Origin of the sequence: Streptomyces hainanensis, assembly GCF_004348415.1 — a bacterium.
GTDB classification, from domain to species: domain Bacteria; phylum Actinomycetota; class Actinomycetes; order Streptomycetales; family Streptomycetaceae; genus Streptomyces; species Streptomyces hainanensis.
In genome coordinates this window covers 1-11,127 of record NZ_SMKI01000260.1, presented here as the reverse complement: position 1 = coordinate 11,127, position 11,127 = coordinate 1, and the positions used below count along the sequence as shown (strand labels likewise).

The following is an 11,127-nucleotide window of genomic DNA, read 5'->3' as shown; positions in this document are numbered from 1 at the left end:
TATAAGAGACAGGTGTGGGGGATGTGGGGGTGCATCTGGAGCGACTCCGCTTCGTCCGGCGCGCCGTCCTAGGCGCCCGACAGCTTGGGACCGCTCCCACTGGTTGAAGGGACCGTAGGCCATTCGACCCGCTTCCGCCAAGGGGGCGTTCGAGAATTGACCGCTGACCTGCCCCGGAACGAGCAGATTCGTCAAGGGGGTTGACGCTCGCAATCATTGCTCACATTCTTGGGAGCGCTCCCACTGGCGTCCTCTGAGGACACTTTCCGTGTGTACGCCACCCCACGGCGTGCGCGCAGCTCCTCACCCCCCACGAGCCGCGAGGAGGCGCGATGCGGATCCGACGTGGATCAGCGATCACCACCCCCACCACCAGAGTCAGAACGCGAACCCGAAGGACCCGGCAGCGACTGTGGTTGACCGGGATCCTCGCCCTGTCCATGCCCCTCGGCCTGACGGCCGCGGGCGGCAGCGCCAGCGCGGACGAGCCCCAGCTGCTCCAGTTCGAGGAGGACTTCCTCGACCTGTACGCCAAGATCAAGGATCCGGCGAACGGGTACTTCTCCGACGAGGGGATTCCTTACCACTCGGTGGAGACGCTGCTGGTGGAGGCGCCGGACCACGGTCACGAGACCACGTCCGAGGCCTACTCCTACCTGATCTGGCTGGAGGCCCAGTACGGTCAGGTGACCGGAGACTGGGGCCCGTTCAACGACGCCTGGGATCTGATGGAAGAGTTCATGATCCCGGACTCCGGTGAGCAGCCGACGACCAGTTTCTACAACGCGTCGTCGCCGGCGACGTACGCGCCGGAGTCGACCAACCCGGCGGACTATCCGGCTCGGTTGGATCCCAACATCTCGGTGGGTTCGGACCCGTTGGCGGCGGAGTTGCGGTCCGCCTACGGGACGAGTGACATCTATGGGATGCACTGGATCCAGGACGTGGACGACGTCTACGGCTATGGCGACGTGTGCGGCGGGAACTCGGGCGACCCGACCTTCATCAACACCTTCCAGCGCGGTCCGCAGGAGTCCACCTGGGAGACCGTGCCCCAGCCCTCGTGCGAGGACTTCTCCTACGGCGGGCCCAACGGCTACCTCGACCTGTTCACCGGGGACAACTCCTACTCCCGTCAGTGGCGTTACACCAACGCCCCCGACGCCGACGCCCGCGCCGTCCAGGCCGCCTACTGGGCCAACCAGTGGGCGGGGGAACAGGGCAACGCGGCCCAGGTGGCCGACGTCGTCGACCGGGCCTCGCGGATGGGTGACTACCTGCGGTACTCCACCTACGACAAGTACTTCAAGCAGATCGGCAACTGTGTCGGCGCCTCGTCATGCCCGGCGGGCAGTGGGAGGAACAGTTCGCACCGGCTGCTCGGCTGGTACTACGCCTGGGGCGGCGCGCTGGACACCTCCGCCGGCTGGTCCTGGCGCATCGGCTCCAGCTCCGCCCACTTCGGCTACCAGAACCCGATGGCCGCCTACGCGCTCAGCGAGGACCCGGCCCTGATCCCCAACTCGCCGACCGCCGCCTCCGACTGGGGGGCGAGCCTGGATCGTCAGGTGGAGTTCTACCGGTGGTTGCAGTCTTCTGAGGGCGCGATCGCGGGTGGGGCGACGAACAGTTGGGAGGGCCACTACGGCACCCCGCCGTCCGGCACCCCCACGTTCTACGGCATGTACTACGACGAGAAGCCGGTCTACCACGACCCGCCCTCCAACCAGTGGTTCGGCATGCAGGCCTGGTCCATGCAACGCCTGGCCGAGTACTACTACGAGTCCGACGACCAACTCGCCGGCCAGGTCCTCGACAAGTGGGTCGACTGGGTCCTCGACAACGTCACCATCGGTTCGGGAGGCGACTACCAGATCCCCTCCACCCTCGCCTGGTCCGGCGCCCCCGACACCTGGAACGCCAGCAACCCCGGCGCCAACAACAACCTCCACGTCCAGGTCACCGAATACACCCAGGACGTCGGCGTCACCGGCTCCCTCGCCAACGCACTCTCCTACTACGCCGCCGCCAGCGGCGACACCGCCGCCCAGGAGACGGCAGCGGGGCTGCTGGACGCCCTGATGGCCAACTCCGACGACCTCGGGGTGGCCGTGCCGGAGACCCGGCGGGACTACAACCGGTTCGACGACGAGATCTACATCCCCAACGGGTGGAGCGGCACGATGCCCAACGGGGACACCATCGAGCCGGGCGCCACCTTCGACTCCATCCGCACCTTCTACCAGGACGACCCCGACTGGCCCCAGGTCGAGGCCTACCTCAACGGCGGCCCCGCACCCACCTTCACCTACCACCGCTTCTGGGCACAGGCCGACATCGCCATCGCCCTCTCCACCTACACCTCGCTCTTCGGCGACGCGTAGACCCGAGGCGGCACGCGACACCCCTTCCCCACCGAGGGCCCCGGTCGATCCCGACCGGGGCCCTCGGTCCGTTTCCCGGCGGGGCGATGAGTTTCGGCAGGCGGCCGGGTCCCTCCTCGGAACGGGACAGCACCGACTGCGGGAAGGCCGCCGCCATGGCAACGCTCAGCTACTCCGCGATCATGTCGCTCGACGGCTACGTCGAGGACGTGAACGGGGACTTCGACTTCGCCGTGCCCGACGAGGAGATGCACCGGATGGCGAACGAGCAGGCGCGGCAGGCCGCCGCGTTCCTCTTCGGTCGCCGGATGTACGAGGTGATGGAGGAGCCCTGGACGGCGGCCGCCCGCCGCGACGACCTGCCCGAGATCGAGGCCGACTTCGCCCGCGCCTATGTGGACACGCCGCGCATCGTGTTCTCCGACACCCTCGACACCGTCCCCGAGGGTGTCCGGCTGGTCCGCGGCAGGGACGCCGTGGCCGAGGTCACCCGGCTGAAGGCCGAGACCGAGGGGGTCCTCGACCTCGGTGGCGCCGGCCTCGCCGCCTCGCTGGTCGACCTCGTCGACGACTACCGCCTCTACGTCAAGCCGGTGGTCCTCGGCGGCGGCAAGCCGTTCCTGCCCACCCCGCGCCCGGTCAGGCTGCGGTTGGTCGGACAGCGGGAGGTCGGCGACGGCCTCTTCTGCCACTTCCGCCGCGACGAGTGACCCGCGCCGGCTACCGCCGGGGGAGTAGCCGGCGTCTCCCGGTGGCGGATGCCCGGCCGGCGCCCCGGTCGGAGACTGGCGGTCGCGCATCCGACGACCGCGAGCCCGAGGAGGAGCACCATGCCCCGCCGCCACACCCCGACCCGAAGGACCTGTCTCGCCGCGCTGCTCGGCGGCGCCGCGCTCGCCACCGGCGTGGCTCCGCCCGCCGTGGCCCGGGGGCGGCCGCGGACGGTGCGGGAGGTGCCGGTCGGTGAGCGGCTCGTCGACCTCTCCTTCGACTCACCGTCGCTCGGCGGGCCGGCCAGGGTGCGGCTGTTGACCCCGGTCGGCTGGGAGCGGCGCCGGCCCGGGCACCGCTGGCCGACGCTCTACCTGCTGCCCGGCGGCGACGGCGACCACCTGACGTGGACGGTGGACTTCGGGCTCAAGACCGTCCCCGAACTGCGCGACGTGCTGGTGGTGATGCCGGACATGCCGCTGTTCGGCTTCTTCACCGACTGGTGGAACCACGGCGCGGGCGGACCGCCCCGCGTCGAGTCCTACCACCTGCGCGAGGTGGTGCCGCTGGTGGAGAGCCGGTACGGCGCGGGCGACCGGCGGGTGGCCGGCGGCCTCTCACAGGGCGGGTTCGGCGCGCTGTCCTACGCCGCCCGCCACCCGGGGCTGTTCCGCGCGGCGGCCAGCTACAGCGGCTTCGTCCACCCGCACCAGCACCCGCACGCGGTGCGCGCCGGGATGACGTACCTCGGCCTCGACTGGCTGGCGCTGTGGGGCGATCCGGAGCGGCAGGGCGAGGTGTGGCGGGCGCACGACCCCGCCCACCACGCCCGACTCCTGGCCGACCTGCCCCTCTACCTGGCCTGCGGCGACGGGCGGCTCGGCGAGCTCGACCCGCCGGACACCGCTCCGGACGAGGAGATCCCGGGACTCGAGGACCCGGCCGACCCCTTCCCCGACGACGTCTACTCGCCCACCGAGACGGTGCTGCTGGCGGAGAACCACACCCTGGCCGACCTGCTGCGGGCCGAGGGCGCCGAGCCGGCGACCCACTTCTACGCCGGCACCCACGCCCCCGCCTACTGGGACCGGGAGCTGCACGCCTCGCTCCCGATGCTGCTCGACGCGCTCCACGGGGCGGGTTGAGATGTCCGCCCGACGCGTATCAGGGCCACCCCGCGCGCCGCGAGCACCGCCGCCACGGCCACCGCCGTGCCCACCACCCAGATGAGCAACGCCGGCCAGGCGTAGCCGAGTTGCGAGAGCGTGCCCTGCCGGTGCAGTGCCAGGCCCATCAGGTCGGTCAGCTCGACGAACAGCACGATCGGCAGGGCGTACGGCAGCAGCCGCAGTGTCGTCCGCCACCAGGCACGGCCCGCGGCGCGCCGTGCCCAGCGTCGTGACCTGACCACGCCGAGCACCGCCAGGCCGATCGCCAGCAGGGTGAGGACGGCGAGCACCGGATCGGCGGTCATCGAGAACGGCCGCTGGACGGTGGGGGTTTCCCCCTGGGCCAACCGGACCAGGCCGTCGGCGATCAGCTGGGCGTCGTCCCCGGCGATCATCCCGGTGTTGGCCACCACCGCGATCCCGACGCCGCTGTCCGGCAGCAGGGTCTGCATCGCGTTCTGGGTCAGCAGCTGACCGGTGTGTTCGATCCGCCCGGGCTCCTCGCCCGGGAGGCTGGTCCGCCAGCCCATCGCGTAGTGCTCGCCCTCCGGAGGGGTGTGGGCGAGCACCACGCCAGCCGGCGAGACGACGCCCCCGCCGTCCCGCTGGGCGATCAGCCAGCGGGCCAGGTCCTCCCCGGTGGAGACCACGCCGAAGCTCCCGGCCGTGAACCAGCGGGGGTGGGCGCGCTCGAAGACCATCCCGTAGGCCCGGACGTACCCCCGGGCTCGTTCGGGCATGGCGTCGGTCGTGTCGACCGACGTGGTGTCGGCCATGCCGAGCGGCCCGAACACCTCGTCCGCCAGATACCCGGCGAAGGACCGGCCGCTGACCACCTCGACCAGCCGGGCCAGCACGAAGTAGTGGGGGTTGTGATAGCTCCAGGCCGTGCCGGGGTCGGCGGCCAGCCGCGCCCCGCGCATCGCCGCGACCGCCTCCTCCAGGGTGTCGGGCTGCGGGCGGGTGAGGTCGGGGTAGGCCGAGTCGGCCATGCCCGACGTCTGGTTGAGCAGCTGCCGCACGGTGATCTCGCCGGCCCGCGGGTCCGCCATGGTGAACTCGGGCAGATAGCGCCGCACCGGCTCGTCGAGCTCGACCTCGCCCGCCTCGACCAGCCGCAGCACCGCCATCGCCGTCATCGACTTGGAGAGCGACGCCACCGGCACCGGCGTCCGCGCGGTGATCTCGGCACCGCCCGCCGTGCGGCCGTAGCCGGCGACGTGCACCACCTCGTCGCCCCTGGTCACCGCGACCACGGCGCCCGGCAGGCCGGTCTCGGCCAGGTACGCGTCGAGATAGCGGTCGACGGCGGCCGGGCTCAGCGTGGCCCGCTCGGCCGGGGTCGCGGCCAGTGCCGGCGCCGACGACCAGAGCGCCAGGACGGCCGCCGCCCCGCAGGTCAGCCGGTGGAAGGTACGAATCAACATGACTGCCATTGCAGCCGCCGCACCACCCCGGGCGCAGTCACACCAGCACGAGAATGTGGAGTAGTGCCCGCACTACCGCGCCGGCCCGTGCGATCTCGTAGCGTGGCCGGTATGCACCACCGCACGGCCTGGCAGGCGCTCGCCCAGCGCCCGCTCGGCTTCCTCGCCTCACCCTGGCCCTGGCGGGCCTTCGGCTATCTGCTCTCCGGCGCCGTCTTCGGGGCGCTGACCTCCGTGGTCCTGCTGGTCACGGCCCTGGCCGGGGTGGCCGGGCTGCTCGTGCTGGTGGGCGTGGTGCCGCTGCTCGGCGTCGCGCTCTCCGGTGTCCTCGTGGCCCGGATCGAGCGTTGGCGGCTCCGGCTCGTCGACCTCGACCCGGCGCCCGACCCACACCGGCAGCCCCAGCGCGCCGGCGTGCGCGCCTGGGTCGAGACCCGGCTCCGCGAGCCGGCGACCTGGCGGGAGCTGGGCTTCACTGCCGTCTCGCTGACCGCGCTCTGGTGGATGGACGTGCTCGTCCTCGGCTTCGCGCTCGTCGTCCCCGTGCTGCTCGCGCTGTCGCCGATCGGCGACCCCGGCGCCTGGCCGGGGACCGTGGTCGGGCTCGCGCTGCTGCCCGCCGCGCCCTACACGATCACCGCCTGGGCCGGAGCCCGGGCCGCGCTGACCCGGCTGATCCTCGCCCCGCGCGACGGCGAACTCGGCCGGGAGCTGCGGGAGGTGCGAGCCTCCCGGGCCCGTATCGTCGACGCGTTCGACGCCGAGCGCCGCCGCATCGAGCGCGACCTGCACGACGGGGCGCAGCAGCGGCTGGTCTCCGTCAACGTGATGCTGGGCATGGCGTTGCTCGACGCGGAGCCCGCGTCGCCCGTCGGCAAGCGGCTGGCCGAGGCCCAGGGCGAGGTCACCCAGGCCGTCACCGAGCTGCGCGAGCTCAGCCGCGGCGTCCACCCCAAGGCCCTGACCGACCACGGCCTCGCCGCCGCCGTCGACAACCTCACCGCACGGTCCGCCACCCCTCGGGTCGCCCTCGACATCGAGCTTCCGCACCGGCTCGCCACCGCCGTCGAGAGCACCGCCTACTTCGTCGTCGCCGAGGCGCTGGCCAACGTCACCAAGCACAGCCGCGCCGACCACGCCGCGGTGCACGCCCGGCTGCACGCCGACATCCTGGTCCTCACGGTCACCGACGACGGCGCCGGCGGCGCCGACCCCGCCGGCGGCAGCGGCCTGGTCGGCCTCGCCGACCGCGTCGCCGCGGCCGACGGCCGCCTCCGCATATCCAGCCCGGCCGGCGGTCCCACCCTGCTCCACGTGGAGATCCCGTGCCGGTGAACGAACCGCTCGACATCGTGCTCGCCGAGGACTCGCCCCTGCTGCGGGACGGGCTGGTCGGCGTCCTCACCCGCTTCGGCCACCGGGTCGTCGCCGCCGTCGGCGACGCCGACGCGCTGCTCGCGGCGGCCGGCACGCTCCGCCCCGACATCGTGGTCACCGACGTCCGCATGCCACCCGACCACGGCGACGACGGGCTGCGCGCCGCCCGCACGCTCCGCGCCGAGCGCCCCGACCTGCCGATCCTGCTGCTCAGCCAGTACATCGAGCAGTCCTACGCCGCCCACCTGCTCGACCTGGGCGGGGAAAGCGGCCTCGGCTACCTGCTGAAGGACCGGGTCAGTGCCGTCGCGGAGTTCGCCGACGCCGTCGCCCGGGTGGCGCGGGGCGCCACGGTGATGGATCCGGAGGTCGTCAGGCAACTCCTGCACCGCCGCCACGACCCGCTGCGCGGGCTCACCCCGAGGGAACGCGAGGTGTTGGCGCTGATGGCCGAGGGGCGTTCCAACGCGGCGATCGCCCGGGCGCTGCACGTGACCGAGGCCGCGGTGCACAAGCACGTGCGGAGCATCCTGCAGAAGCTCGATCTTGCGCTCTCCGGGCTCACCGCGGCCCGGCCGACGTGGCCACGCTGCCCGGCATCGTCGGCGCCTCCTACGCCATGCCCGACGTCCACTGGGGCTACGGCTTCCCCATCGGCGGGGTGGCCGCCACCGACATCGCGACCGGGGGAGTGGTCTCGCCCGGCGGCGTCGGCTTCGACATCTCCTGCGGGGTCCGGCTGCTGGCCGCCGACTGCGACCGGGCCGAGATCGCCCCCCACCTCGCCGCCCTGCTCGACGCCCTCGGCCGCCGCACCCCGCGCGGCGCGGGACGCGGCGCCGTCTGGCACCTCGGCCGCCGCGACCTCGACCGGGTGCTGCGCGAGGGCGCCGGCTACGCCGTCGACCGCGGCCACGGCGTCCCCCGGGACCTGGAACGCTGCGAGGACGGCGGGGTGTTGACCGACGCGGACCCGACGGCCGGCCGGGTCGGCGACCGGGCCAGGGAGCGCGGCCTCGGCCAACTCGGCAGCCTGGGCTCGGGCAACCACTTCCTGGAGGTCCAGGAGGTCGAGACCGTCCACGACGAGGCGGCGGCCCGCGCCATGGGCCTGGTGGCCGGCCAGGTCTGCGTGATGATCCACTGCGGCTCCCGCGGCCTCGGCCACCAGGTCTGCACCGACCAGGTGCGCACCATGGGCCGGGCCATGCGGCAGCACGGCATCGAGGTGCCCGACCGGCAACTGGCCTGCGTGCCCGTCGACTCGTCCGAGGGCCGCGGCTATCTGGCCGCCATGGCAGCCGCCGCCAACTACGCCCGCGCCAACCGGCAGTTGCTCACCGAATCCAGCCGCGCCGCGTTCGCCGGAACCGTCGGCCACCACCTCGACCTCGTCTACGACATCTCCCACAACCTGGCCAAGATCGAGACCCACCGGGTCGACGGCGTCGACCGCCGGCTCTGCGTGCACCGCAAGGGCGCCACCCGCGCCCTGCCGCCCGGCCATCCCGAGCTGCCGCCCGATCTCGCCGACACCGGCCAGCCGGTGCTGATCCCCGGCACCATGGGCACGGCCTCCTACCTGCTCGCCGGGGTCCCCGACGGCGACGCCTGGCACTCCACCTGCCACGGCGCCGGCCGGGTCGAGAGCCGGCACCAGGCCGCCCGCGAGGTCGACGGCGGCCGGCTGCGGCGGGAGTTGGAGGGCCGGGGCATCGCGGTGCGCGGCACCACGGCCCGCGGCCTGGCCGAGGAGGCGCCTGGCGCCTACAAGGACGTCGACGCCGTGGTCGCCACCGCCGAGGGCGCCGGCCTCTGCCGCCGGGTGGCCCGCCTCGTGCCGCTGGGCGTCGTCAAGGGCTGACACCCCCTGGGCCGCGGCCCGTTCACAGCAGGGCCGCGCCGCTCACCAGCCCGGCCAGCCCGGCCAGCAGCAGGACGACGATGAAGGCGACCGCCTTCCTGCCCTCCCGCCGGTCGGCGGCGAGGTCGGTCGTGTAGACGGCCGGGTTGCCGGGGACGTAGTGGACGGTCAGTTCGCGGCCGAGGGACCGACTCGGCTGGGGGATGCCGTCGAGGGAGAGGACGGTGACGTGGGTGCCCTCGACGGTGGTGAAGGTGACGACGGGAGCGTGGTTGATGATCTCGCTGCCCTCTCCGTCGCGGTAGACGTCCCTGGTGACGGCGACGACCCGGGCCGGGACGGCGACGGACGCGGCCAACCGGGCCGCCCGCTCCCGCGCCAGGCGGATGTCGGGGCTGCACGCCGCGAGCACGGTCAGCAGGCCACCGGAGCCGAGCAGCGCCCACGGCCACCCCCCGACGACGGCCGCGTGGACCACGAGGCCCACCAGCAGCAGCCAGACCAGGCAGTTCGGGCCGCTCCGCCCGCTCTTCTCCCCGTCGGTGTCCAGCACGACGCGGAACCTGTCCGGCCGGCCACGCGGGTAGCGCGCCTCCACCTCGCGGCCCACCCACGCCTCGTGGATCGCGCTGCCGTGCTTGCCCGCGTTCGACAGGGTGAACTCCCGCCCGGAGGCCGGGTCCTGGAAGGCGACCACCACCGGTATCCCCGGATGCTTGGACTCCCAGTGGGCCGGTTGGTCCACCCGCACGATCCGCGCCCGCACCCACACGGCCCGCTGGGCCCGGCTCAACCCGAGGAGCGAGAGTGCGTAGCCGACGAGCGCGAGCCCGGCCGGCACCACCCACCAGAAGCCCAGCGCCTCGTGAAAGTCCATCCGAACTCCCTTGTCACCACGGCGTCACGGCGTCACGGCGTCACGCCGTCCCCGGCGTACAGGTAGCCGCCGGGCCGGGCCGGGTCGGCGACCAGCAGTACCTGGTCGCCGGCGCGCGGGATCCGCAGCTTCGACACCAGGGTCCTGAGGGCGATCCGGTCGCCGCCGGCCGAGGGCTGGACGACCAGGTCGACGACCGGGTCGAAGTTGACCAGCTTGCCGGTGTCGTCGATCGACACCACCACGGCGGGCGTGGTCGGCGCCCCCGTCGCGAGCAACTGCTGGGCGGTCAGCCCCGACTGGTAGGCCCCCATCGACTGCTGGACCCTGGCGAAGTCCTCCCGACCCATGAACGCGCGGGTGGTGCGGCCGTAGAAGCCTCGGCCGTTGACCACCTGGTCGGCTATCTCGGCGGCCTGCTCCTCGCGGCTCCTCCGCCGCCTTCCGAAGATCCCCATCACGCTTCTCCCCTCCGATGTCGTCCTGCTCACGAGAGGGACGCTAGGCGCCGCCGGCCGCCTACCGATCCCAGGTTCTGCCGCGCCTCCCGACGACGTAACCTGGCGCCATGCCGCCCCCGAGCCCGCTGCCGACCGGTGAACGCCGTCCGCGCGCGATGGTCATCGACGGCGCCTGGCGTGCCCTCGGCCCCGGGGCCGAACCGCTGAGCGGCCCGGGTGGCGCGCCGTTGACCCGCACCGTCAAGCTGATCGTGCTGCCGCTGATCGTCAGGCCGGCCCTGCGGCCCGAGCTCGCGGCGGACTTCCTCGAACCCCCGGAGGCCGCGCGCCTCGACGCGCTGATCCGCGAGTCCCGCCCCCGACTCGTCGCCACCGCCGGGTGGTTCACCCTCCTCAAGAAGACCCGCCGGGCACTGGGCGTGGTGGCGGGCAACCCTCAGGACCTGTACTTCCAACGCTGCTTCGAGCTGGCCACCGAACACGGGGAGCCGGCGGCCGGGGCGGCCGCCGTCGCCAGAGAGGTCGTCGGCGACATCGCGGACGCGGCCGACGGACGCACCGTGGGCGCGCTGCGGGACCACCTGGCGGACGCCGGCCGACGCGCCCGCCTCGACGCCGCGTTGGCCGCCGCGTGGGACGCCCGCCGGCAGGACCCCGCCGCCGACACGGCCGCCGCGGTCGCCCTTGCCACCGAGGCCCTGGACGCCTGCGGCACCCCCGGCGGGCCCGGGAACACGCCGTCCTACCCGGCCATGGTCGAGCGCGGCCACGGCAGCCTCCTCGGCCGGGCGGTGTGGGCGGGCGCCGGCGACGTCTGGGCGCGCGCGGACCTGCCCACCCACCTCGGGCTCACCGCC

The 11,127-nt window shown here is 73.4% G+C and carries 8 protein-coding genes and 2 pseudogenes; 7 read left to right on the top strand and 3 right to left on the bottom strand.

What is annotated here, in order from left to right; genetic code table 11:
* Positions 1-332 precede the first annotated feature (332 nt).
* From E1283_RS22500 to E1283_RS22490, 3 genes are all read left to right on the top strand, one after another.
* A complete protein-coding gene (locus E1283_RS22500) occupies positions 333-2,384 on the top strand; it encodes a glycoside hydrolase family 48 protein (protein ID WP_132819933.1) in 2,052 nt (683 codons plus the stop codon).
* A gap of 155 nt (positions 2,385-2,539) precedes the next feature.
* Entirely contained in the window at positions 2,540-3,094 is a 555-nt protein-coding gene (locus tag E1283_RS22495) for a dihydrofolate reductase family protein (RefSeq protein WP_132819932.1), read from the top strand.
* A gap of 120 nt (positions 3,095-3,214) precedes the next feature.
* Complete coding sequence (locus tag E1283_RS22490) at positions 3,215-4,240, top strand: alpha/beta hydrolase (RefSeq protein WP_132819931.1); 1,026 nt, start codon at positions 3,215-3,217, stop codon at positions 4,238-4,240.
* Here E1283_RS22490 and E1283_RS22485 read toward each other — a convergent pair.
* Complete coding sequence (locus E1283_RS22485; protein ID WP_243745018.1) at positions 4,174-5,691, bottom strand: serine hydrolase domain-containing protein; 1,518 nt, start codon at positions 5,689-5,691, stop codon at positions 4,174-4,176. The two genes, E1283_RS22490 and E1283_RS22485, sit on opposite strands and share 67 nt — an antisense overlap.
* A gap of 111 nt (positions 5,692-5,802) precedes the next feature.
* Here E1283_RS22485 and E1283_RS22480 point away from each other — a divergent pair, with 111 nt between their 5' ends.
* The 3 genes and pseudogenes from E1283_RS22480 (at position 5,803) to E1283_RS22470 (ending at position 8,932) form a co-directional block, all read left to right on the top strand.
* Positions 5,803-7,026 carry a sensor histidine kinase gene (locus tag E1283_RS22480; protein WP_132819929.1) on the top strand — a complete coding sequence of 408 codons (1,224 nt, stop codon included), beginning with the start codon at positions 5,803-5,805 and terminating at the stop codon, positions 7,024-7,026.
* A gap of 17 nt (positions 7,027-7,043) precedes the next feature.
* A pseudogene (locus E1283_RS22475) lies at positions 7,044-7,628 on the top strand (response regulator); the annotation flags it as partial.
* 59 nt (positions 7,629-7,687) lie between these two features.
* Positions 7,688-8,932: an RtcB family protein gene (locus E1283_RS22470; protein ID WP_132819928.1), complete on the top strand. Its 1,245-nt coding sequence runs from the start codon at positions 7,688-7,690 to the stop codon at positions 8,930-8,932.
* A gap of 22 nt (positions 8,933-8,954) precedes the next feature.
* On the opposite strand, the gene E1283_RS22465 is transcribed toward E1283_RS22470, so the two are convergent.
* Positions 8,955-9,809 (bottom strand): DUF3592 domain-containing protein, encoded by an 855-nt coding sequence (locus E1283_RS22465; protein WP_132819927.1) that lies wholly within the window; start codon positions 9,807-9,809, stop codon positions 8,955-8,957.
* 32 nt (positions 9,810-9,841) lie between these two features.
* Positions 9,842-10,267, bottom strand: a complete 426-nt coding sequence (locus E1283_RS22460) for a hypothetical protein (protein ID WP_132819934.1) — start codon at positions 10,265-10,267, stop codon at positions 9,842-9,844.
* 110 nt (positions 10,268-10,377) lie between these two features.
* Here E1283_RS22460 and E1283_RS22455 point away from each other — a divergent pair.
* A pseudogene (locus tag E1283_RS22455) lies at positions 10,378-11,127 on the top strand (hypothetical protein); the annotation flags it as partial.

What these genes read in the sequence shown, in the direction of transcription:
- E1283_RS22500 (WP_132819933.1), top strand. Translation starts at nt 333, where the DNA reads ATGCGGATCCGACGTGGATCAGCGATCACCACCCCCACCACCAGAGTC.
- E1283_RS22495 (WP_132819932.1), top strand. Translation starts at nt 2,540, where the DNA reads ATGGCAACGCTCAGCTACTCCGCGATCATGTCGCTCGACGGCTACGTC.
- E1283_RS22490 (WP_132819931.1), top strand. Translation starts at nt 3,215, where the DNA reads ATGCCCCGCCGCCACACCCCGACCCGAAGGACCTGTCTCGCCGCGCTG.
- E1283_RS22485 (WP_243745018.1), bottom strand. Translation starts at nt 5,691, where the DNA reads ATGTTGATTCGTACCTTCCACCGGCTGACCTGCGGGGCGGCGGCCGTC.
- E1283_RS22480 (WP_132819929.1), top strand. Translation starts at nt 5,803, where the DNA reads ATGCACCACCGCACGGCCTGGCAGGCGCTCGCCCAGCGCCCGCTCGGC.
- E1283_RS22470 (WP_132819928.1), top strand. Translation starts at nt 7,688, where the DNA reads ATGCCCGACGTCCACTGGGGCTACGGCTTCCCCATCGGCGGGGTGGCC.
- E1283_RS22465 (WP_132819927.1), bottom strand. Translation starts at nt 9,809, where the DNA reads ATGGACTTTCACGAGGCGCTGGGCTTCTGGTGGGTGGTGCCGGCCGGG.
- E1283_RS22460 (WP_132819934.1), bottom strand. Translation starts at nt 10,267, where the DNA reads ATGGGGATCTTCGGAAGGCGGCGGAGGAGCCGCGAGGAGCAGGCCGCC.